The 21,527-nt window shown below is 43.3% G+C and carries 21 protein-coding genes and 1 tRNA gene; 13 read left to right on the top strand and 9 right to left on the bottom strand.

Going from position 1 to position 21,527, the window contains the following annotated elements; genetic code table 11:
* The first annotated feature begins 5 nt into the window (after positions 1-5).
* Positions 6-80 (top strand) — tRNA-Val (locus B3763_RS12550).
* A gap of 131 nt (positions 81-211) precedes the next feature.
* On the opposite strand, the gene B3763_RS12545 is transcribed toward B3763_RS12550, so the two are convergent.
* Positions 212-1,291, bottom strand: coding sequence for a glycoside hydrolase family 130 protein (locus tag B3763_RS12545; protein WP_286746940.1), 1,080 nt, complete (start codon positions 1,289-1,291; stop codon positions 212-214).
* A gap of 12 nt (positions 1,292-1,303) precedes the next feature.
* Positions 1,304-1,570 carry a phosphoribosylpyrophosphate synthetase gene (locus B3763_RS12540; RefSeq protein WP_189631668.1) on the bottom strand — a complete coding sequence of 89 codons (267 nt, stop codon included), beginning with the start codon at positions 1,568-1,570 and terminating at the stop codon, positions 1,304-1,306.
* A 137-nt stretch (positions 1,571-1,707) separates the two neighbouring features.
* On the opposite strand from B3763_RS12540, the gene B3763_RS12535 reads away from it, so the two are divergent.
* The 3 genes from B3763_RS12535 to B3763_RS12525 all read left to right on the top strand — a co-directional run bounded on the left by B3763_RS12535 (position 1,708) and on the right by B3763_RS12525 (position 4,320).
* The gene (locus B3763_RS12535; RefSeq protein WP_286746937.1) at positions 1,708-2,142 is read left to right on the top strand and encodes a glycosyltransferase; all 435 of its coding nucleotides are present in this window, start codon (positions 1,708-1,710) and stop codon (positions 2,140-2,142) included.
* Between the two features lie 50 nt (positions 2,143-2,192).
* Positions 2,193-2,414 carry a hypothetical protein gene (locus B3763_RS12530; RefSeq protein ID WP_286746936.1) on the top strand — a complete coding sequence of 74 codons (222 nt, stop codon included), beginning with the start codon at positions 2,193-2,195 and terminating at the stop codon, positions 2,412-2,414.
* A gap of 271 nt (positions 2,415-2,685) precedes the next feature.
* Positions 2,686-4,320 (top strand): B12-binding domain-containing radical SAM protein, encoded by a 1,635-nt coding sequence (locus B3763_RS12525; protein ID WP_286746934.1) that lies wholly within the window; start codon positions 2,686-2,688, stop codon positions 4,318-4,320.
* On the opposite strand, the gene B3763_RS12520 is transcribed toward B3763_RS12525, so the two are convergent.
* The gene (locus tag B3763_RS12520) at positions 4,317-5,126 is read right to left on the bottom strand and encodes a thioredoxin family protein (RefSeq protein ID WP_286746932.1); all 810 of its coding nucleotides are present in this window, start codon (positions 5,124-5,126) and stop codon (positions 4,317-4,319) included. The genes B3763_RS12525 and B3763_RS12520 overlap by 4 nt on opposite strands.
* A 250-nt stretch (positions 5,127-5,376) precedes the next feature.
* On the opposite strand from B3763_RS12520, the gene B3763_RS12515 reads away from it, so the two are divergent.
* Positions 5,377-6,693 (top strand): phosphatidylserine decarboxylase, encoded by a 1,317-nt coding sequence (locus tag B3763_RS12515; RefSeq protein ID WP_286746930.1) that lies wholly within the window; start codon positions 5,377-5,379, stop codon positions 6,691-6,693.
* Between the two features lie 61 nt (positions 6,694-6,754).
* On the opposite strand, the gene B3763_RS12510 is transcribed toward B3763_RS12515, so the two are convergent.
* From B3763_RS12510 to B3763_RS12485, 6 genes are all read right to left on the bottom strand, one after another.
* Positions 6,755-9,439 carry a valine--tRNA ligase gene (locus tag B3763_RS12510; RefSeq protein ID WP_286746927.1) on the bottom strand — a complete coding sequence of 895 codons (2,685 nt, stop codon included), beginning with the start codon at positions 9,437-9,439 and terminating at the stop codon, positions 6,755-6,757.
* Between the two features lie 159 nt (positions 9,440-9,598).
* A complete protein-coding gene (locus B3763_RS12505; protein WP_286746925.1) occupies positions 9,599-10,951 on the bottom strand; it encodes a methyltransferase RsmF C-terminal domain-like protein in 1,353 nt (450 codons plus the stop codon).
* Entirely contained in the window at positions 10,938-11,711 is a 774-nt protein-coding gene (locus tag B3763_RS12500; protein WP_286746923.1) for a hypothetical protein, read from the bottom strand. The genes B3763_RS12505 and B3763_RS12500 overlap by 14 nt, the downstream gene beginning before the upstream one ends.
* Before the next feature lie 9 nt (positions 11,712-11,720).
* Positions 11,721-12,275 carry a hypothetical protein gene (locus B3763_RS12495; RefSeq protein ID WP_286746921.1) on the bottom strand — a complete coding sequence of 185 codons (555 nt, stop codon included), beginning with the start codon at positions 12,273-12,275 and terminating at the stop codon, positions 11,721-11,723.
* 64 nt (positions 12,276-12,339) lie between these two features.
* Positions 12,340-13,131, bottom strand: a complete 792-nt coding sequence (locus B3763_RS12490) for a DUF6090 family protein (RefSeq protein WP_286746919.1) — start codon at positions 13,129-13,131, stop codon at positions 12,340-12,342.
* An 11-nt stretch (positions 13,132-13,142) separates the two neighbouring features.
* Positions 13,143-13,613: an Lrp/AsnC family transcriptional regulator gene (locus B3763_RS12485; RefSeq protein ID WP_189631676.1), complete on the bottom strand. Its 471-nt coding sequence runs from the start codon at positions 13,611-13,613 to the stop codon at positions 13,143-13,145.
* A gap of 237 nt (positions 13,614-13,850) precedes the next feature.
* On the opposite strand from B3763_RS12485, the gene B3763_RS12480 reads away from it, so the two are divergent.
* The 8 genes from B3763_RS12480 to B3763_RS12445 all read left to right on the top strand — a co-directional run bounded on the left by B3763_RS12480 (position 13,851) and on the right by B3763_RS12445 (position 21,428).
* Entirely contained in the window at positions 13,851-15,077 is a 1,227-nt protein-coding gene (locus B3763_RS12480; protein WP_286746916.1) for a Glu/Leu/Phe/Val dehydrogenase dimerization domain-containing protein, read from the top strand.
* 172 nt (positions 15,078-15,249) lie between these two features.
* The gene (locus tag B3763_RS12475) at positions 15,250-16,407 is read left to right on the top strand and encodes a homogentisate 1,2-dioxygenase (RefSeq protein ID WP_189631678.1); all 1,158 of its coding nucleotides are present in this window, start codon (positions 15,250-15,252) and stop codon (positions 16,405-16,407) included.
* A 25-nt stretch (positions 16,408-16,432) separates the two neighbouring features.
* The gene (locus tag B3763_RS12470) at positions 16,433-16,789 is read left to right on the top strand and encodes a hypothetical protein (RefSeq protein WP_189631679.1); all 357 of its coding nucleotides are present in this window, start codon (positions 16,433-16,435) and stop codon (positions 16,787-16,789) included.
* A 107-nt stretch (positions 16,790-16,896) separates the two neighbouring features.
* On the top strand, positions 16,897-18,036 hold the full coding sequence (hppD, locus tag B3763_RS12465) for a 4-hydroxyphenylpyruvate dioxygenase (protein WP_286746912.1): 1,140 nt from the start codon (positions 16,897-16,899) through the stop codon (positions 18,034-18,036).
* A 96-nt stretch (positions 18,037-18,132) separates the two neighbouring features.
* Complete coding sequence (gene fahA, locus B3763_RS12460) at positions 18,133-19,404, top strand: fumarylacetoacetase (RefSeq protein WP_286746911.1); 1,272 nt, start codon at positions 18,133-18,135, stop codon at positions 19,402-19,404.
* Between the two features lie 134 nt (positions 19,405-19,538).
* A complete protein-coding gene (locus B3763_RS12455) occupies positions 19,539-19,943 on the top strand; it encodes a DoxX family protein (RefSeq protein ID WP_286746910.1) in 405 nt (134 codons plus the stop codon).
* Entirely contained in the window at positions 19,940-20,836 is an 897-nt protein-coding gene (locus B3763_RS12450; RefSeq protein ID WP_286746908.1) for a flavin reductase family protein, read from the top strand. Before B3763_RS12455 ends, B3763_RS12450 begins: the two co-directional genes overlap by 4 nt.
* Before the next feature lies 1 nt (position 20,837).
* Positions 20,838-21,428, top strand: a complete 591-nt coding sequence (locus tag B3763_RS12445) for an outer membrane beta-barrel protein (protein ID WP_189631684.1) — start codon at positions 20,838-20,840, stop codon at positions 21,426-21,428.
* Positions 21,429-21,527: the final 99 nt, after the last annotated feature.

Genomic DNA, 21,527 nt, shown 5'->3' with positions numbered 1-21,527 from the left:
TTTTAGGGCTCTTAGCTCAGTTGGTTCAGAGCACCTGCCTTACAAGCAGGGGGTCGCTGGTTCGAATCCAGCAGGGCCCACAAAAAAGAGGTTATCGCAAGGTAACCTCTTTTTTTATGCACTTTATTTTAGTGGGTTGAGTATAGTCCAGGCTTTTGGGTCTTCAAACGGTAAGGTGCGTGCTCATCTGCCTTCAAATCCTTTACAGCATTTATTGATTGGCAACGGCTACTCCCACAAAGGAGTCGGCTGTACCGTAGTACATAAACCACCGATCTTTATAAGGAACCAGGGCTTCCAGAAAGGTAGTGCCTGCAGCATACTGCCCGGTAATTTCGTGAGGCAGTGTTGGGCAAATAAAGGGCTCATCCATGCGCTTTATAAACTTGGATGGATCGGCAGCACTAAACAAGGCTTGCCCACCACAATAGGTGCCTTTGGCAATGTCAGGGTCTGCAATATCGCCTTCGTCATTCTTACCATTATATATGAGCAGAATGCCTTCACTGGTCAGTAGGGCAGGAGGTCCGGGTTCGGTGAGAAAACTGTCGAAATAGCCGGGGCGGGTATCCATAACTATGGCCAGCTGGTTGCCATCGGTTAAGGGAGTCCAGTTAATCAGGTCTTCTGACCAGGCCAGGTTTACTCCTCTTTCGCCAAAATACATCCAGTATTTGCCATTGATTTTGGTGGCAATGAGTTCATTGCCTTGTTGCTTGCACACAATGGATCCAGACTTACTCCAGGTGTCTACAAATTTTCCCTGAAGGGCATTAAGCAAAGCAGGGCCATGCTTGGTCCAGTTTCTTAAATCTTTGCTGCTGGCAATGGATAGGCGGGCTACATCCTGATTCCACGAGGTGTAGGTCATGATGTATCGCCCATCAGGTGCTTTTACCACCCGAGGATCTTCACAGCCCCCGGGATAGTCGTAGGCTATAAAGGCTGTGGAGTCCGGATAGAGAACCGGAGAATCGAATTTGTTAAAGTTGAGCCCATCGGTGCTCCAGGCAAGCCCAATTCTTGAGGTTCTTCCGCCTAAATAGGCTTTGGGGTTATCTTCGGCCCTAAAGAACATAAACACCGTATCGTCTTTTACTACCGCAGCCGGGTTAAAAACATCGGCCTTTTGCCAGGCCACCGGGCTGTTGGTTAGTGGGTCTAAAAAGGTATAGGTACTATCGGCTTTTAAGATGGGGTTCATTTCCGGTTTTTCGAAACCGGTAAGCCAGGGCTCTTTCGGTTCACAACTCAAAAGAGCTACAAACAGTAGTATCGCAATCTTTTTCACACCCTAATCTACTTAATTCTCCTCTTCAATGGGAATTTTTTGTAGAGTGGAGTGGTGTTCTGTCTGGCCGGAAACAACAAGTGTACCCTGAGTGCCATCTTGTGCCTTAATGGCGAATAAGTCGGCTTCATCGCTCGGGTTAGTCATTCCGTCAAAGTGATAGCGTGCTACTATTTTTAACTGGGTTGGAAGAAATTTATCTCCCCGGCCTAATACCTCTACTTCTTCTTTTTGTAAAGCAAACTGTGCCGTGAAGCCTTGCTCATGTAGCTTCTGCATGACAGTTGAAAGTGTTTTTTCGTTGGTTTTCATCATATTTATTGAACAGGTCAGTACAGGAAATGTTCCTGTAGATATAGATTTAAAAACATGAACTCAACCTCATCTAAACCGGGGCTGCCTTTCGTATCTAAGCCATGCAAGAGAAAATTAGTGTAATCATTCCTGCACTCAACGAAGCAGACCTTATTTACAGTCAGGTGAAGTCGCTCTTTCATAAAGGCAACGACTCTGCTTTGGAAGTAATTGTGGTAGATGGGGGGAGTTCGGATAATACCCGAGAGCTTGCTTTAAAAGCCGGTGCTCAGGTGATTGATTCTGCTCCCGGTCGATCGGTACAAATGAATGCCGGAGCGGCCAGGGCTACGGGCGATGTATTTTACTTTGTGCATGCCGACCTGACGGTGCCGGATACCTTTGTTGAGGATATTAGAAAGGCTGTGGCCGGTGGATTTAGCTACGGTTGCTATCAAGTGGCTTTCGATAGACCCGTGAAGGGACTCAGGTTCAATAGTAGTCTTTCTAAATACCAGGGCATTTTTTTTAGGGGGGAGACCAAACTCTGTATATAACCCGTGAGCTATTTAAGCACATTGAAGGGTTTGATGAAACCATAGTGATTATGGAAGATTATGAGATATTGTTGAGGGCTCGTAAGTATGGCAAAATTCATATTATGCCTCAAAAGGTAATTATCTCGGCTCGTAAAATGGAGCAGAATAACTACTTCAAAACCAATGTAATCAATGTGCTGGTGTTCGTGTTGTTCTTCCTGGGAGCTCCCCAGAAAATGTTGGTCAATATTTACAGTAGACAGGTGAAGGGGGCTAAGTATCGCATGTAACCATGTGCATCTAGTTTTCAGATGCTTCTTTTGTCTTATTTACCAATAAACATCTGGTGCGTTTTATGTTTTGTCTTCCTTAGATATTTGCTATTAGCCGGTGTAAGAAGTTCTGAGCACACCTCTCATGCCCGGGATGTTGGGGTCATTTCCGCTCGATCTAAATAAGTGGTTGATACTTTTTTAAGAGGTGAATATTTAGCATATTCAAATCGGGCCAGTCAGTAGGGTAGGTATAGTGGGGTGTCCGCTTTCAACCTTTATAATACTTATGAACGTACTGCTTAGCTACCCTATTTTTCCCACAAGTTTCTGGTCGTTTGAAAAGGCTGTGCAAGGCATGGGTAAAAAAGCCTTTATGCCTCCCCTTAGTTTAGTTACTGTTGCGGCTCTGCTTCCTCAGGAATGGAATTTCAAATTGAGAGACAGAAATATTGAATCTGTGACGGAAGAAGACTGGGAGTGGGCCGATATGGTCATGTTTTCCGGAATGATCGCTCAAAAGGAGGATTTTTTAGGGCAGATAAGAGAGGCTAAGAGAAGGGGTAAGCCGGTGGCAGTTGGAGGCCCTTACGCTACTTCTCTGCCCAACGACATGCTTGACGCTGGTGCCGATTTTCTGGTATTGGATGAGGGAGAGTATACGATAGGCCTTTTTGTAGATGCTCTGAGCAGGGGTGAGGCTTCCGGCATATTCAGGTCTAAAGATAAGCCAGATGTAACTTTGAGCCCGGTGCCCCGATATGACTTGTTGCAGTTGGATGCTTACTTTCTAATGGCCATACAGTATTCCAGAGGGTGCCCTTTTCGCTGTGAGTTTTGCGACATCATCATTCTTTATGGCAGAAAGCCCAGAACCAAAACGTTCAGTCAGGTACAGGCCGAGCTGGATATTCTTTTTGAACTGGGGTGGCGTGGAGGAATCTTCTTTGTGGATGACAACTTTATTGGTAACAAGCGCACGGTAAAACCTTTTCTCGAAAAACTGATAGACTGGCAAACTACAAATGGCTACCCGTTTAGCTTTACTACCGAGGCTTCCATAGATATGGCTCATGACGATGAGTTATTGGAGCTAATGGTAATGAGTAAGTTTTCCACTGTTTTTATTGGGATTGAAACCCCCGATACAGATAGTTTAACCCTTACACTCAAGCATCAGAATAATCGCCAGCCCATGAATGAATCTTTGGAGAAGATAGCTAAGTCTGGTCTGAGAATTATGGCCGGGTTCATTATTGGTTTTGACGATGAAAAGAAGGGGGCCGGGGAAAGGGTTTTTCAATTCGCTACCGAAAACGCTATTCCGGGAGTAACTTTCAGTATGCTGCAGGCACTTCCGGGAACGGCTTTATGGGACAGGCTGAAGGAGAATGGCAGGCTTCTGGACGATGCTAATTTGAATCAGACAACCCTGCTGAATTTTGTTCCTACCCGTCCGATTGAAGATATAGCCAAAGAATATGTAGAGGCTTTTTGGAAGTTATACGATCCTAAGGTTTACCTTAAGCGGGTTTTTGATCACTTTATGATGGTTGGTCAGGCCAGGGTTCACAGCGATCCGGAGCTTAGGGCGCAGCTTAAAAATAGGCATAAGACGGACTTTGATTTTAAAGGGGTTTTGTTTGGGTTAAAAATGCTCTTTAAGCTTGGTTTTATAAGAAGCACCCGTTTTGTTTTCTGGAAGTATCTCTACTTGATGTTTAAGAAGAACCCCGGAGGAATTGGCAATTTCTTCACCTTTGCGGTCTTTATGGAGCACTTCCTCCCATATCGTAAAATGGTGAAGAAGGAGATTCAAGAAGCTTTACAAGCTAGAATGGACGGCAATGTTAAAGCATTAGAAACCGATATTGAGCTTTCTAAAGACCTGGCCAAAGAAGTAGAATGGTATAAAGCGAGCTAATTATTCTTATCTAACTCGGCAACCAGTTTTTCGTCTTTTATCTGTGACTTTTCTCTTTGAAACTCATCGTTTTGCCCATTGCACTTATAGCAGTAGGCACGCACGTAAGCAATAAAGTCTCTGGTAATTTCAGATTCCGGATTGTCTACCTTTTCCAGTTTTTTTAATGCTCTTTTGGTATTGCCCCCGAGTGCCACATTCAGTATTTGATTCAGCTCGGCCAACTGAGAAATAGTTGCGTCATCCCCTTTTTCTGCCTTTCTGAAGTGTTCGTTGCTAAGTTTAAAAAAGTTGTTGGCCACTTGTTCCGACTCTATCTCCCTGGCCACTTGGCTGTAGGCTTCTCCCAGCCGCAGATAGGATAGCTGAGACTCTTCTTTTTCGTTGGCTTCGATCGCACTAAACAAGGCGTTTAAGTCTGTGGGTAAATGTGCAAAGGAAGTCAAAAATTCATCGCTGGAAGCAAAGCCCGTTCTGTCCCAAACTATCTTTTCGTCAGGCGTAATAAAAATTACCCTTGGTATGCCCTTTACCTGGTACTTCATGGCCAAAGACACCTCAAAATCTATATCCGCTTTATAAGCAATAAACTTATCGGCCATTTTCAACATTTCCTCAGAAGACCAGAGCTTTGAGTCCATGTTCTTGCAAGGGCCGCACCAAATAGCCCAAAAATCGATCATTAGAAGTTTTCCCTGAGCTTTTGCCTGGCTCTTGGCAAGTTCATAATCTTTGTACCAGTTGATTTGCGAAAAGGCCGGAGTTAGCAGAAAAGTAAAGAGTGATGATAGAATGAGTTTTTGCATGTTTATTATTTTTAGATAAAATAAAAATCGAATAATTATAATAAATTAAAAACTAGGTTTCAAATTGAAATGGAAGAAAATATGAAAAGCAGCTCTTGAAGGCTGCTTTTTCTTAGTTTATACTCATTAATTACAGATTCACTCCCAAAGTAGGTTGTATTACTTGATCTGGGAATCAAGTAGTTATGCCTGTCTATTTAAAAAAAGCATTGCGTAGCTTTATCTCGTTATTAACTTAAAACACACACAAATGGAATATCAATCTTTAGAGGTTATTGCTAGCCTCAAAAAACAAATCAGTGACGACAAGATCTTTGCTCAAGCACTTGTTCTATCGCTCAAGGCCGCAAAAGAGAATGCTGCGGATGGTAAACTCAATGCAGACCTTTATGATGCATTGAATAAGCTGTATGACAACAACGCTTGGCCGACAACATCAGAGGATTATTTAAAGTACCTCAAGACGTTTGCAGAAGTGATTCCTTCAGAGAACCAAGTGCCTGGCTACACAGCCTGGAATAATAATGATCAACAAAACGGTTACAGCCAGCAGGTATATGATAGACTCTGCCAGTTTTATTGGTTGGTCGATCAAGGCCCCGAAGTAGGTGGTGCTAAAGTTACTTTACAAGACTATAAGAGTAAAATTAATGATTTCAGTTTTGCTGAATGGTTAGATCAGTACGCCAATGCCTGGGGAAGCTTCCTGGACACTCCTGCTTCTATGACTCCGGAAACTCTTAAGTCTTTTGAAGATGATGTGATGTATAACCTTCCGGATTATTCGGACGACAAACCCAATTGGACTACGTTCAATAAGTTTTTCTTCAGGCAACTGAATTCAATTGAACCTAATCTGCAGCCTATGCGTCCGGTAGCGGCACCTGATGATAATACCATTGTCTGCTCGCCAGCTGACTGCACGTTTAAGGCGATTTATAACATTGACGATCAGGGCAATGTGGTTGAGCCGTTGTCCAATGCGGAAGGTATTACTTTGAAGCATACACATACCATTGGTACTGTACAGCAATTGTTAAATAACAGTCCATTGGCTGAGCGTTTTTACGGAGGTACGTTTGTCCATTACTTCTTGAATCCATTTGATTACCACCGTTTTCATGTTCCTGTGGCTGGTAAAGTGGTAGATTCTCAAAAAGTGCATGGCAATGTTTTCTTGAATGTAGAGATTACCGACAACCAGTTTGATGCTCCTGACGGTGCCGGAGATGGTTATGAGTTTACCCAAGCCAGAGGGGTAATTATCGTAGATACTGCGGGTAGTGGTGCTGGTGATGTAGGCTTAGTTGCTACTATTCCAATTGGAATGGCACAGGTGTCTTCAGTGCACATGGAATTGCAAAATGGTGCTATTGTGCACAAAGGCGATGAGTTTGGCTATTTTGCTTTCGGTGGGTCCGACATTATTATGGTGTTCGAACGTCCACAAGAAGCCTTAAGGTTTGTGAAGTATTGGGATAACCGACAGGTGAATGCTACAGACGCTCAAAAGCAGGTTGCTCCGTTCCACTTTAAATATGGACAGCCCTCAGTGATTTTTAAATAGGCAGGGATATACTAGAACTTGAGAGATGACTTCCAGAAGCCACCTCTCAAGTTTTTCTTTTTTAACTGAGGGAAGCCAGTTTCTCTTCCAATACTTTAATCTTAGATTCAGCATCGGCCTGCTTCTTCTTCTCATTGGCAACTACTTGTTCAGGAGCTCCATTGACGAACTTCTCATTGCTGAGTTTTTTCATTACGCTGTTCAGAAACCCTCTGGTATATTCCAGTTCTTTGGTTATTTCAGCTTTTTCGGCTTCAACATCAATTGAGCCTTCCGGTAGGGGCAGGTAAAACTCGTCTGACTTTATGACAAAACTCAGAAAGTTGTCTACCTTTTCTTCGGTAAATCGGAGTTCGCCAATATTACCAAGTTTAGTGATTACCCCGGCAAAGCGCTGGTAGGCTTCTTGCTCTTTGGCCCGTATGTACAGGTCGAGAGTTTCTTTGGGAGAAATGCCTTTGCTGCTGCGTGCGTTTCTGATTTGCGAAATCAGTTCAAATGCAGTTTCAGCATTTTTGGTGAGTTGGGCATCGATGCCCCCCATTACCGGCCATGCAGAAACAATGATGTCTTGCTCTTCACCTCTTTCTCTCAATTCACTCCATATTTCTTCAGAAATAAATGGCATGAAAGGATGCAGAATTTTCATGATTTTTTCGAAGAAGTTGAGCGTTACCTCGTAGGTAGCCGGGTCGATGGGTTGCCCGTAAGCGGGTTTAATCATTTCGAGGTACCAAGAGCAGAAGTCGTTCCAGATGAGCTTGTAGGTGGCCATAAGGGCATCGGAGATTCTAAACTTGCTGAAATGGTCTTCAATTTCGGCCAATGTTTCATTGAATCTTGAGTCGAACCACTGTATGGCTATGGTATTTTCTCCCGGAGTAGCATTGCCTTTTACCTCCCAGCCCTTTACTAAACGGAAAGCATTCCAGATTTTATTGGCGAAGTTTCTGCCTTGCTCAACAAGTTTTTCATCGTATAGCAAGTCGTTTCCGGCTGGGGAAGAGAACAGCATACCCGTGCGAACGGCATCAGCTCCATAGTCGCGAATCAGGTCGAGCGGATCAGGAGAGTTGCCTAGTGACTTAGACATTTTTCTGCGCTGCTTGTCTCTTACAATACCGGTTAGGTATACATGTTTGAAGGGCTTGTCGTCCATGTATTCATAGCCGGCAATAATCATTCTGGCCACCCAGAAAAACAGAATCTCTGGTGCTGTAACCAATACAGAGGTAGGATAGAAGTAATCCAGATCAGCGTTTTTTCCTTTGATGATTTTGCCCGTTTCTTTGTCGAAGCAGTCGTCATTAAAACCATCGAAAACAGCCATTGGAAATAGCCATGAAGACGCCCAGGTATCGAGTACATCCTCGTCTTGACGCAGGTCTGAGGCAGTCAGGTCATTAGTTCCCGATTTCTTTCTGGCCAATTCTACAGCTTCCTCCAGGCTTTCTGCTACCACAAAATCGTCATCGCCCTCGCCATAGAAGTATGCAGGAATTCTTTGTCCCCACCAGAGCTGGCGCGAAATACACCAGTCTTTTACATTTTCCATCCAATGGTTGTAGGTGTTTTTAAACTTAGATGGGAGTAGTTCAATTTCATCGTCCATTACCACCTTGTGAGCAGTTTTGGAAATTTCCTTCATGTTAATGAACCACTGCAAAGAGAGCTTAGGCTCAATCACCGTATTTGTGCGTTCTGAACGACCTATTTTGGTGGTAAATTCCTCAAAGCCCATAAGGTAACCGGCTTCTTCCAGGTCTTTGATGATCTGTTTGCGAACGGCAAATCGATCCATGCCTACGTAAGCCGGTACTTCACACTTCTCATTCAGGGTGCCATCAAGGTTGATAGTATCTATCACCTCCAGGTTATGGCGCAGACCTATTTCGTAGTCGTTAGGGTCGTGAGCCGGAGTTACCTTGAGGCATCCGGTACCAAAATCCATTTCTACGTAATCATCGCCAATAATGGGGATTTCTCTACCAATAAACGGCACTAGAGCTTTTTTTCCGATTAGGTGCTTAAAGCGTTCGTCTTTAGGGTTTACGGCAATACCCGTATCACCCAAAATAGTTTCAGGGCGTTGGGTGGCAATGATCACCTTCTCATCAGAGTCTTTAATGCTGTATTGAACCTTATAAAGTTTAGAAACTTCTTCTTTGTCCGCATAAATCACCTCTTCGTTGGAAACTGTGGTTTGGGCTTCAACATCCCAGTTCACCATTCTCCATCCACGGTAGATGTAGCCTTTTTTGTACAGGTCTACGAAAACCCGAATAACTGCCTTATAATAGGCATCATCCATGGTAAAAGCAGTTCGTTCCCAGTCGCAGGAAGCGCCCAGTTTTTTTAGCTGCTCAAGGATAATTCCTCCATACTTTTCTTTCCATTCCCAGGAGTATTTCATGAATTCATCGCGGGTCAGATCAGATTTCTTGATTCCTTTTTCGCGAAGCATTCTTACCACTTTGGCTTCGGTAGCAATAGAAGCGTGGTCGGTACCCGGTACCCATAGGGCTTCTTTGCCTTCCATTCGGGCCTTGCGGATGAGTACATCCTGAATGGTGTTGTTGAGCATGTGGCCCATGTGCAATACACCCGTCACGTTTGGAGGCGGAATGACTATGGTAAACGGCTCTTTTTTCGGATTGACCCGGGCTTTGAAATAGCCTTTATCCATCCAATGTTTGTACCATTTGTCTTCTACCTTTTGCGGTTCGTATTTGCTTGAAAGTGACATAAAAGTGTACTGCTTAAAATGAAGGTGCAAAAATAGGGGGAAAAGCTGGAAGCTGGAAGCTGGAAGCTGGAAGATTCGTTCGTTTTGGTTCATAGTTCATAGTTCACATAGTTCATGGCTCATGGTGAACTTTGGTGACTATGAACTATGAATCATCAGTTATGAACTGATTCTGATTCTCCAATTCGTAGGGTAGTAGTTATTCACCCGTTGCTGAATACGGTTGGCCCAGCCTAGTCCCAGGCCTTGGAAAGTAATCAGGTTCCAGCCGTTGTTCATGGCTTCAAAGTTGAAATTCTCTTTGCGAAGGTAATTCAGGGCATCTTCCAGGTTCAGCTCAAAGGTTGAAAGTTGATTGTGATCCAATGCTGTTGAAAATGCCAGTCCTTCGTTAGGGATTAGTTTTTTCCCTTTCAATCGGCCAATGTCTATGCCTTCTGAAATAATGTAGAGGTTGGAGTTGATGTCATGAATCACCTCTTTCCATTGATTAGGAAGGGCAATGAACAGGTCGTTGTGTTTGATGAAGTCGAATTGTTCAGGCTCCTTCAGCCACTGGCTGACAGTTCCAATTTCCTGTTTCGAAGCAAAATTCATGGGCTTCTTCTGCTTTCGGAGCTTCTTTTCAAAGCCATCGTTTTTTCTTACCGCAGCAATGAAGAAACCCTCACCTTTTACTTTGTGCGGATAGGCATGAAAACCTTTAATGCCCCTAGTTTCGGTTTCGGCAAACCCCCAGTCATCGTTTAGGTTAATGGAAATACCTTCGGCATCTAGTTGCTCACTTAACCACTCTAGATTTTCTTCATTTTCCAGCGAATTATAGGTGCAGGTGGAGTAAATGAGTACACCGCCTGGTTTCAATGCCGGCCAAATATCGGCCAGAATTCGCTGCTGGCGGGTCGCGCAAAGTTTTACGGCTTCAGGACTCCATTCATTCATGGCTTCGGGTTCTCTGCGGAACAGCCCTTCGCCAGAACAGGGTGCATCTACCACAATTACATCGAATTGCACATTCAGCCTGTCGAAATGAGAAGGGTCATTATTGGTGATCACCACGTTAGGAAAGCCCCATTTGGTGAGATTTTCAGCTAGAATATTTGCCCGGGTTTTGATCACCTCATTGGACACCAGCAGGCTGCCATCACTCAACAAACTTTGAATATGGGTGCTCTTTCCACCAGGCGCAGCACATAGGTCGAGCGCCAAAAGATTCTCATTCAGATTAACCGCTTGTTTCAATATTTCCTCCAAAATCATAGAGCTGGCTTCCTGCACATAATAAGCTCCGGCATGAAAGGCAGGGTCTAGAGTGAATGAAGGGCGTTCCGGTAGATAAATCCCATCTTCTGCCCATGGAATTCTGTCACCTTCCAATTGGTCCGCATACTCCTTTAATGGATTAAGGCGGATGCTTGTGGGGGAATCAGTATTTAAAGACTGAAAGAATGCTTCAGCTTCGTTGGGTAGGAGTTCTATAATTTGGGATAGAAACTGATTAGGTATTTGCATTGGTATTGGATTTCCGACTCTTCAATATTTTGTCTGCAATTAAAACAGCTTCCTTCTGGTAATCTTTCTTGTTGGCTAGTATCAATTCCAGTTCAACATCTGATTTCATAATATATTTACCCTTGAGCTTCTCAGCCGAGGTTTTGGGTTTTATCCTTTCATACTCAGTGAATTCAACTGCCTTTTCAAACTTACCTTTTTGCATTACAGGGAAGAGCCTGAAAGTATATTTAGTGGGATATACTGGAGTATAGGTGAGAAAATCGCCAAGAAGTGAAGAGATCAGATAGGTATTCCCTGATATGGTTTGCAATTCCCAATAGCCAAGGTCTGCATGAAAGGTTGGCCTTCTACTATTGCCGTCCATCTTATTTTTGTGATAGAGGTTCATGTGGAAAATCGAGTGCTTAACTTCATCTTTCCCTACACGGATTCTTTGGCCGGTTTTTGTTCTAAACTGAACTTCTTTCGACTTGAAATTGATTTGCATTTCCCTAATATCACTTTGCGAGAGGTGTTGGGAGATTAGTAGGACGGAGGGTAAGGTGAATATGGCCAAAAATGCAGAAAGAATAGCTATAAAGACTAGGTCTACGGTTATGGTATTTTGAAATATAAAAAGAACCACAAATGAGATAATTGTGAGACCAATAGAACGAAGGAGGACTGCCCTAATAACCCAGTTGAAGGCTTTATATCTGTAGTGAAATATTGTATTAAATGCTGGCAATGCGCTAAACGAAGATTTTACTTCAGTCATTTTGGCAATTTACTTAAGATACTTTTTTAAAATATAGGGCAGAGAAAATGCTAATATGAAAAGTATAAAAGCTGTTAGTATCAGTGAAAATCCTGCAGGGTCAAAAACAACATCAGCGAGATAGAAGATAGCAACAAGAATGTAACATGCGGTTATAAGCCATGAATATCTCTTGGACTTTGAATTTATTCTCCATTGAGAATAGTAATGATGATCTGGGTCTTCTTTTTCAAGCTTAATAAATAAAGCTTCGGCCTCTTTATACTTTTTTGTCCGGTTAAGAATCATTCCCTTAACAAATAGGATTTGACGCTTTAGGTCATCTAAATCATGATTGTCTATTCTGGAAACAGCGGATTCAGTTTTTTCGATAAACTCCATGCATTTTGAATAGTGTGCCTTCTGATACAATGCGTTTATGTAATGCACGCAAAATTTAAGGTTTTCAAAATCCTGACTTGAAATTCCCCAGATATGATTTAAAACCTGGATTTGGTTTTCCTCAAAATAAGAAATGACAGGGTCAGGATTTTCCCAGTTGACTTTATTGATGTTGTCTATCATTAGTTTGCTATATAAGCCGAAGAATGAAGCTCTCTGAAAGTACGAAGGAATATCATTCGACCTTCTAAAACCTTTCAATTTCTGAGTCGATCAATTCAAGGGTTTTGGCAATGACATTTCTCAGATAGTCCGATTGAAGGTTGGTGATTCTATGGAAGGTAATAGAGGTAGCAACCATTCCTTCCAGTTCAACATCCCTCAATACCTTGTCGTAATTTATTTTGGAATGGCTTTCGCCAATATTTTGCTTGTAGTTGGCACTTTTGTCTAAGGCCTCCAAAGGTGTGTACCCATTTTTCCAGAGCTCATTTTGTAGGTTTCTGCCTAAACCCAGGGCATTGAGCTTAGGGCTAAGTTGTGAACTCCTGAACTTTTGATACTCTAGTTCCAGCTCTTGAACCTGATAGACATCAGAAGACCATCTGGAAAGTTGCTGTATAATTTCGGCATTGGTTAGCATGCGCAGGTTTTCAGTTCCAACGATGTCATTTTCAATGGGGTCGAATGTGGGATCTCTGACCAGCTTCCAGAGCGCTTGGTAGAAACCGGCTTCATCAAACGTCTGTTTGTTGTCGAAATACGACAGAATTTGAGATGCTGCTTCCAGTCCTTCATTTCTCATCAAGATTTTCTCTTCGAGCTGAGACTGGTTGAGCTTGAATTCATCTTTTAACTGCTTGAGAATCTCAAGTTCTTTGTCTTTCCTTTTGAGCCCTTCATTGTAGTTATTAATGCTTAGGGCAATTAGAATACCTAAAACCACCAGAACAATTTCGCCAATAGCATAAACAAGATATCCCCTAAGTTTCGAATCTTTCAGGTTTTTGCGTCTAATAGAGCGTAAGAAAGCAAGCATTTGGGTTCATGTTAATGGGCCGATACTCTATAAGCAGTAGAGTGCAGATTCTCTGAAAGTACGAAAGAACTTTGAACATGCCCAAGATTGGCTATAGTAGAGAGTTTGGTAAGTATAAAAGACTCATACACATCCATGCTTTTGACTACCACTTTCAGCAAAAAGTCGAAATTTCCCGCAATGTGATAACACTCCATAACTTCCGGATATTGACTGACCTCGTTTACAAATTTTTCCAGGTAAGAACGTGAGTGCTTGGTAAGGCTAATTGAAATAAAGGCAATTAGTCGTAGCCCCAATTTTTTGTTGTCTACCAGAGCAACATATCGTTTTATGAGGCCTTCCCTTTCCAGTCGCTTAACCCGTTCAAATACAGGTGTTGTCGAAAGGTTGAGTTGATCGGCCAGGGCTTTGGTAGTAATTCGTGCATCCGTTTGGAGGGTTTCTAAAATTTTGATGTCTACTGCGTCAAGTTTAAGCATAGAATTTTATTCTGGAATACACGCGAATTTAGAAAATCATAATTGACTTTTTCTTTTAATCAGTCTTTTAGAAGAATAATTTTCCAAAGATTTAAATCTGATTGGTTGATTGGTATTAACAGATTAACTTCTGCATAGATTTGTGCGGATTATGTTTTCGTCATTCCCGTGAAAACAGGAGGCTCGTCAATTAATGAGGGTTTTCACCTAAGCGGAGATGACGTGGAGAAGAAACCTATGGAAGATTTATTAAAAAGATTTGAGGAGAAAAGACCGGAGATCGTTTTTGAATGGCAAGACCCGGAAACTGAGGCCGAAGGTTGGGTGGTTATAAACTCACTGCGAGGCGGAGCTGCCGGTGGAGGCACCCGGATGAGGAAGGGGTTGAACAAGCGTGAAGTTGAGTCGCTGGCCAAAACCATGGAGGTGAAGTTTACCGTTTCAGGTCCTCCGATAGGTGGAGCTAAATCAGGGATCAATTTCGATCCTAACGATCCGCGAAAAGAAGGAGTGTTGCGCAGGTGGTTTAGTGCTGTTAGTCCATTGCTTAAGTTTTACTATGGCACCGGTGGAGATCTTAATGTGGATGAAGTACATGAAGTAATAGCCATGACAGAGGAGGCCGGAATATGGCACCCTCAGGAAGGCGTGTTTAATGGGCACTTCAAGCCCAACGAGGCCTCAAAGATTAACCGAATAGGCCAACTGAGAAATGGTGTGGTTAAGGTAATCGAGAACCCATTCTTTTCGCCCGATGTGACTCGCAAGTACAAAATTGCCGATATGATTACTGGCTATGGAGTGGCCGAAGCCGTGCATCATTACTACAACATTTGGGGTGGAGACTATAAGCAGAAAAGAGCAGTAATTCAAGGTTGGGGCAATGTAGGAGCCGCGGCTGGCTTTTATCTGGCTCAAATGGGAGTTTCTGTAGTAGGAATTATCGACAGGGAAGGAGGAGTGCTTAAGCAAGAAGGCTTCTCTTTCGAAGAAATCAGAAAGCTTTTTCTTAATAGAAAAGGAAATCAATTGGTTGCCAAAGACATGATCCCGTATCAGCAGATAAACGAGCAAATCTGGGATCTGGATTTTGAAATCTTTGTTCCCGCTGCGGCCTCAAGGCTGATTACTCGCGAACAGGTAAATCGTATGATCAATACCAAGCTCGAGGTTGTTTCGTGTGGTGCCAATGTTCCATTCAACGACCCTGAAATATTCTTTGGTGAAACCGGCTTGTATGCCGATAACAACCTCTCTGTAATTCCTGATTTTATTGCCAACTGTGGAATGGCGCGCGTTTTTGCGTATCTTATGGAGAGAGGAGTAGCACTTACCGATGAAGCGATTTTTAGTGATACTTCGCAGGTAATCGAAAAGGCGCTTCAGAATGTCTATGGTATTTCTGATAAGAAAACAGGAATATCAAAAAGAGCTTTAGAGCATTCGTTGAAGCAGCTTGTTTAATCCCTTTCACCCTCTATATCTTCCCTTGGAGGGGAGAAATTGGTAGGGAGTAATAATACAGAACGTCATCCTGTCCCGAGACTTCGGGATCAGGATCCTGATCAACAGATTCCGAAATAACCCGATAAGTATCGGGATGGAACGATGGTTAAAGAACAATAAAAGGTAAACTATGCCATTTTATCATCACCTTGGAAAAATACCGCATAAGCGGCACACCACTTTCAAAAAACCGGAAGGAGGTTATTACTACGAGCAGTTATTCGGCACCATTGGTTTCGATGGTATGTCTTCCTTGCTCTATCATGTACACCGCCCTACTCAGGTAAAAGAAGTCGTCAAGTCATATGATGTTTCGCCCAAGGTTGCGGTAGAGAAAAATATGCTGGCACTGGGCATAAAAGGTTTTTCTGTAGAACCAAAAGCCGACTATCTGGAAAGTAGGACACCGGTGTTGGTCAACAATGATTGCCATATTGTACTGGCTGCTCCACAGAAGTCTTTGCGAGACTATTTCTATAAAAATGCCGACTGCGATGAGTTGATTTTCATTCATGAAGGTAAAGGAACCCTAAGAACCTTACTCGGTAACCTCAGCTTTAGTTATGGAGACTACCTGATGGTTCCTAGAGGAATGATTTATCAGATAGACTTTGAAACTGAGCAAAACAGGCTCTTTATAGTCGAGTCACACAGGCCTATTTATACACCCAAGCGCTACAGAAACTGGTTTGGTCAGCTATTGGAGCATGCCCCTTATTGTGAGCGCGACCTGAGAAGACCAACCGACCTGGAAACGCATGATGAAAAAGGAGATTTCATCATTAAGGTGAAGAAGCAGGGAATGATTCATGAATATGTGTATGCCACGCATCCATTCGATGTGGTCGGCTGGGATGGCTACAACTATCCGTATGCCTTCTCTATTCATGACTTCGAACCGATTACAGGACGAGTACATCAGCCGCCACCCGTGCATCAGACTTTTGAAACCGATGCTTTTGTGGTTTGCTCATTTGTGCCCAGGCTTTATGACTACCACCCTGAAGCAGTACCAGCCCCTTATAACCACAGTAACATTGATTCGGATGAGGTGTTGTACTACGTGGATGGTGATTTTATGAGCCGAAACAATATTGAGCGAGGAATGATTACGCTTCATCCGGCCGGTATACCGCATGGCCCGCATCCGGGAGCTATGGAGCGCAGTTTGGGTAAAAAGTCAACGGAAGAATTGGCGGTAATGGTAGATACCTTCAAACCACTAATGGTCACTGAAGAAGCAATGAAGATTCTGACAAAGGACTATCATAAGTCGTGGTTGGAATAGTTCAAGTTTTGGGGTTTAAAGTTCAATGGAGGTAATCGCTACATATAAACATTTTGATCAATCGTTTTGCGATAAGCTTGAATATGCTTTAACTAAAGCATTGCGTAAAATCAATGATCCTGATTTAAAGGATTTTTGGTGTGATGGTGTCTTACCTGATCAGATTAGCATTCAAAAGTTGTTAATCGAAAAGGTTATTGAAACCACAGCATGGATTGGACAAGACGGACAAACAAAGTTCGACATGACCATTTTTTTAGGTGTCCTAGCTCTGGAAAGAATAACAAGAAATGAATGTTTGGAAGATTGTATTCCTTTAAATCTTGAGGATGTGTTAAACATATCTGCTGACGAGAAATGGGTGGAGATGCATTTGGATTGAGCATTGGAGACACCAAGACTGGCGAATAGTAGTAATGGGCTTTGCAGCCACCGATGGTGTCCTCACCATCGGAATAAAGAAGGAAAGTAAACAGTAAATAAAAGAATATGGCAACAGATAACGTAACCTATTCAGGAGAAAAAATATTCAAGGAAGCTCAAGACTTCCTGCCTATTAACGGAACGGATTATGTAGAACTATATGTGGGCAACGCCAAGCAGTCGGCTCACTTCTACAAAACAGCTTTTGGTTTTCAGTCGGTAGCTTATGCCGGTCTGGAAACAGGGTTGAAAGACCGGGTTTCATATGTGCTACAGCAAGATAGGATACGCCTGGTACTTACTTCGCCTCTCAAACAGGATGGGCCAATAAACGAACACATTAACAAACATGGTGACGGAGTCAAGGTAATAGCCCTTTGGGTAGACGATGCCACCAAAGCCTGGCAAGAAACTACAAGCCGTGGAGCCGAGTCATTCATGGAGCCTATAAAGGAAGAAGATGAACACGGTTATGTAGTGAAAAGTGGTATTCATACCTACGGAGAAACGGTTCATATTTTTGTAGAAAGAAAGAACTATCATGGGGCCTTTATGCCCGGCTTCAAAGAGTGGAAGTCTGATTACAATCCTACGGAAGTTGGCTTGAAATATATTGACCACATGGTGGGTAATGTAGGTTGGGGAGAAATGAACAAATGGTGTGAATTCTATGCTAAAGTGATGGGTTTCACTCAGTTGGTTTCATTCGATGACAAAGACATCTCTACCGAGTATACCGCACTGATGAGCAAGGTAATGAGCAATGGAACAGGTAGAATCAAATTTCCAATCAACGAGCCGGCCGAAGGTAGGAAGAAGTCGCAAATTGAAGAGTACATAGACTTTTACAATGGTGCAGGAGTACAGCACATAGCAGTGGCTACCAACAACATTATTGAGACGGTGGCTCAGTTAAGAGCCAGAGGGGTAGAGTTTCTTCGGGTTCCTGAGGTTTACTATGACGATGTGCTGGACCGGGTAGGCGAAATTGATGAAGACCTGGAGCCACTGAAAAACCTGAACATCTTGATCGATAGAGATGATGAAGGGTACTTGTTGCAGATATTCACCAAGCCGGTACTTGACAGGCCCACCATGTTCTTCGAAATTATTCAGAGAAAAGGAGCACAGTCTTTCGGTAAGGGGAACTTTAAAGCCCTTTTCGAGGCCATTGAAAGAGAGCAGGAATTAAGACAGACACTTTAATAAACTTAAATAGAACGTCATTCCCGTGAAGACGGGAATCTCCCAAGTGAGTTGGAGATCCCCATCTATGCGGGGCATGATGGTAGGAGAGAAACTATGATCAAAGCAAATGATCCAAAGCTAAAATCATGGGTAGAAATACCTTCCGATTCAGACTTTTCAATACAAAATATACCATTTGGTATATTTAAAACAGATAGTCTTGGCCCCAGAGCTGCCACGGCTATTGGCAACAAAGTACTTGACCTTTCTGTATTGCAACGAGAGGGCTATTTCGATGGTCTAAACCTTCCTGAGGAGGTTTTTTCCAATCATGTACTCAACGATTTTATTGGTTTAGGAAAGGAAACCACCAGAGCGGTAAGAAATAGAATATCCGATTTGTTGGAAGCAGGTAATGAGGAACTCAGGTCTGATGCGAAGGTATGTGACCTGGCTTTCTTTGAGCAATCTGAGGTTGAAATGTGCATGCCGGTGCACGTGCCCAACTACACCGATTTTTATTCATCGGAACAACATGCCTATAATGTGGGCTGCATGTTCCGCGATCCGGCCAACGCATTGATGCCCAATTGGAAACACCTTCCGGTGGGTTACCACGGCAGAGCTTCATCCATTGTGGTAAGCGGAACACCCTTTCATCGACCTAAAGGACAGACTAAGGCCGATGACGCACAAATGCCCTCCTTTAACCCTTGTCGATTGTTAGACTTCGAACTGGAAATGGCCTTTATTACGGGAAAAGAAAACGGTTTGGGTAATCCGGTTTCTACCCGTGAGGCCGAAGAATACATTTTTGGTTTCGTTATTTTCAACGACTGGTCGGCTAGAGACATGCAAAAGTGGGAGTATGTGCCGCTAGGGCCATTTTTGGCAAAGAACTTCGCTTCACACATTTCACCATGGATCGTCACCATGGATGCGCTGGAGCCTTTTAGAGTGCCTGGGCCTAAGCAAGAGCCTAAAGTCTTACCTTATCTTGAGTATGAGGGAAATTACCACTTCGACCTGAATTTACAGGTGGCTATTCAACCCGAAGGACAAGATGAGACGGTGGTAACCAACTCCAATTTCAAATACATGTATTGGAACTGCCTGCAGCAGTTGGCCCATCATACCGTAAACGGCTGTAATATGCAGGTAGGCGACATGTACGCATCAGGTACCATTTCGGGGCCAACTCCTGAAGAGTATGGTTCTATGCTGGAACTGGCCTGGAGAGGCACTAAACCTATTGCCCTGAAAGGCGGAGGGGAACGCAAGTTTATTCAAGATCATGATACAGTGATTATGCGCGGACATGCGGAAAGAAATGGTGTGCGTGTTGGTTTTGGAGAAGTAAGAGCCAAAGTATTGCCCGCCAAATAAGAAGCCTGCTTTGGGTGATACGGCACGGTGAACAGTGGTTCAAGGCTTTTTCATTTTATGTAAATGTCATCTGGCCGATAAATACCTACGGCAGAGATGAGTTTGCTGCGTATGGGCATTGAAACATATGAGAAATGAACAAGTTGAACGCCAGAAATATACTAAACTGGGCTCTGAGGCTTATTCCGGCAATTATTATGCTTCAGACACTGTATTTTAAGTTTACCGGAGCCGAAGAGTCGGTTTATATTTTCACCCGCATTGGTATGGAACCCTGGGGTCGGTATGTAGTGGGTACTACAGAGCTGTTGGCCGGAATTTTATTGCTCACCCGCTGGTATGGTTTGGGTGCCATAGTGGGGTTGGGTACTATTACCGGAGCTATCTTTTTTCACCTGACCGTTTTGGGCATAGAGGTGCAGGGCGATGGAGGCTACCTATTTATTCTAGCCCTTACCGTTTTTATGGCCTGCACCCTGTTGATATTGCTCCACTTTAAAGAAGTTAAAAATCAATTACTTTCTGCGATTAAAAAATGATACTCGATCCAAAGTTACTTTCTGTTCCGGATTTACACGCCTTCTTACTGGGCACCATTGGGCCGCGTCCTATTGCCTGGGCAAGTACCATCGATAAGGAAGGAAGGGTGAATTTAGCTCCATATAGCTTTTTCAATGTTTTTGGCACTAAGCCGCCCACATTGATTTTTTCGCCCGCCATACCCAGAGGAGGGCAGCGTAAAGACACACTACTGAATGTACTGGAAACAGAAGAGGTGGTCATTAACATTGTAAGCCATGCCGTTGTTGAGCAGATGTCTCTCAGTAGTACGGCATATCCAAAAGGAACCAATGAGTTTGTGAAAGCAGGGCTGACCCAGGTGAAGTCTGAAAAGGTAAAGCCGCCCAGAGTTGGAGAGGCCATTGCTTCTTATGAGTGCAAGGTAAAACAAGTGGTGCATCTTGGAGATGAGCCGGGGGCAGGTAATTTAATAATCTGCGAAATTCTGTTGGGTCATGTAAAAGACGAGGTGCTGGGTGAAGACGGAAAGCCCGACCCTCGAAAGACCGATCTTGTGGCAAGAATGGGGGGAGACTGGTATTGTCGAGCCAACGGTACGGCTCTGTTCGAAATCCCTAAACCCAACAGAAATCTGGGCATTGGGATAGACCAGATCCCTGATGCAATCCGCAATAGTTCGGTGCTTACCGGCAACAATTTGGGGAGATTAGGAAATGTTGAAAAATTGCCTGATAATGAAGCCGTAGAAGCGTTTTCTTCAATGCATGAAATAGTTCAAATTCGAGAGCGTTTTTCAAACAATGAAGAAGGTTTTGTAAATGCTTTACATAACTTAGCTCAGAATTATTTAGAAAATAATCAGTTGGAGGAGGCGTGGTTAACACTCCTTCAGTCACCTAAAAATGCTTAAAATGAAAAAACTCGTAATGATCTGCTTGCTGATGGCTTTAGGATTTAGTGCATCGGCTCAATTCTCTCTTGGTCCGAGAGTTACTTTGGTTAATTCAAAACTCACGCTCAAAGATGCGGTGGCAAATGTGGAGGAAGGCGATGCTGAATTTGGCTATCAGTTTGGAATATTTATGCGTGCTAAAGTACCGGTTATTGGCTTGTATGTTCAGCCAGAAATACTTTTTAGTAAGGCGGAGTCTGTACTGAGCGTAAATAATCAGGATGTAAGTTTTGAGTTTAACAAAATTGATGTGCCTATAATGATTGGCGGTAAGGTGGGCCCCTTGCGAATTAATGCAGGTCCTTCGTTGAGCTTTTTGACAGACGCCTCGCGTTCCGATGTAGCCGGAGACATAAAAGACAACTATAAAGATACAAGTGTGGGCTATCAGGCTGGTATTGGTTTGGACCTTCTCAAATTTGTGTTCGATGTAAAATATGAAGGTAGCCTCAGCCAGTTTGGAGAAACCATCCGTGTAGGCAATACCACAGTAAATACAGATCAGCGAACCTCACAGTGGGTGTTTGCCGTTGGGTTTAAGCTTTTCTAAGCCATCCCCAACCCGGAATTCAGCAAACCCTCCATAGCTACAGCTATGGAGGGTTTGCTTTATTAAGGTTACTATAAATATCGTTTATGAAGTTTATAA

Origin of the sequence: Roseivirga sp. UBA1976 (assembly GCF_002336325.1) — a bacterium.
In the GTDB taxonomy this organism is placed as follows: Bacteria; Bacteroidota; Bacteroidia; order Cytophagales; family Cyclobacteriaceae; genus Roseivirga; species Roseivirga thermotolerans.
Note: the sequence above shows the minus strand (reverse complement) of the source record. Positions and strands in the feature narration are given on the sequence as shown.

Coding starts and splice junctions, on each gene's coding strand:
- B3763_RS12540 (WP_189631668.1), bottom strand. CDS start 1,570: ATGCAGAAGCTACATGAGCAAGGCTTCACGGCACAGTTTGCTTTACAA.
- B3763_RS12535 (WP_286746937.1), top strand. CDS start 1,708: ATGCAAGAGAAAATTAGTGTAATCATTCCTGCACTCAACGAAGCAGAC.
- B3763_RS12530 (WP_286746936.1), top strand. CDS start 2,193: ATGGAAGATTATGAGATATTGTTGAGGGCTCGTAAGTATGGCAAAATT.
- B3763_RS12525 (WP_286746934.1), top strand. CDS start 2,686: ATGAACGTACTGCTTAGCTACCCTATTTTTCCCACAAGTTTCTGGTCG.
- B3763_RS12520 (WP_286746932.1), bottom strand. CDS start 5,126: ATGCAAAAACTCATTCTATCATCACTCTTTACTTTTCTGCTAACTCCG.
- B3763_RS12515 (WP_286746930.1), top strand. CDS start 5,377: ATGGAATATCAATCTTTAGAGGTTATTGCTAGCCTCAAAAAACAAATC.
- B3763_RS12510 (WP_286746927.1), bottom strand. CDS start 9,439: ATGTCACTTTCAAGCAAATACGAACCGCAAAAGGTAGAAGACAAATGG.
- B3763_RS12505 (WP_286746925.1), bottom strand. CDS start 10,951: ATGCAAATACCTAATCAGTTTCTATCCCAAATTATAGAACTCCTACCC.
- B3763_RS12500 (WP_286746923.1), bottom strand. CDS start 11,711: ATGACTGAAGTAAAATCTTCGTTTAGCGCATTGCCAGCATTTAATACA.
- B3763_RS12495 (WP_286746921.1), bottom strand. CDS start 12,275: ATGATAGACAACATCAATAAAGTCAACTGGGAAAATCCTGACCCTGTC.
- B3763_RS12490 (WP_286746919.1), bottom strand. CDS start 13,131: ATGCTTGCTTTCTTACGCTCTATTAGACGCAAAAACCTGAAAGATTCG.
- B3763_RS12485 (WP_189631676.1), bottom strand. CDS start 13,613: ATGCTTAAACTTGACGCAGTAGACATCAAAATTTTAGAAACCCTCCAA.
- B3763_RS12480 (WP_286746916.1), top strand. CDS start 13,851: ATGGAAGATTTATTAAAAAGATTTGAGGAGAAAAGACCGGAGATCGTT.
- B3763_RS12475 (WP_189631678.1), top strand. CDS start 15,250: ATGCCATTTTATCATCACCTTGGAAAAATACCGCATAAGCGGCACACC.
- B3763_RS12470 (WP_189631679.1), top strand. CDS start 16,433: ATGGAGGTAATCGCTACATATAAACATTTTGATCAATCGTTTTGCGAT.
- hppD (WP_286746912.1), top strand. CDS start 16,897: ATGGCAACAGATAACGTAACCTATTCAGGAGAAAAAATATTCAAGGAA.
- fahA (WP_286746911.1), top strand. CDS start 18,133: ATGATCAAAGCAAATGATCCAAAGCTAAAATCATGGGTAGAAATACCT.
- B3763_RS12455 (WP_286746910.1), top strand. CDS start 19,539: ATGAACAAGTTGAACGCCAGAAATATACTAAACTGGGCTCTGAGGCTT.
- B3763_RS12450 (WP_286746908.1), top strand. CDS start 19,940: ATGATACTCGATCCAAAGTTACTTTCTGTTCCGGATTTACACGCCTTC.
- B3763_RS12445 (WP_189631684.1), top strand. CDS start 20,838: ATGAAAAAACTCGTAATGATCTGCTTGCTGATGGCTTTAGGATTTAGT.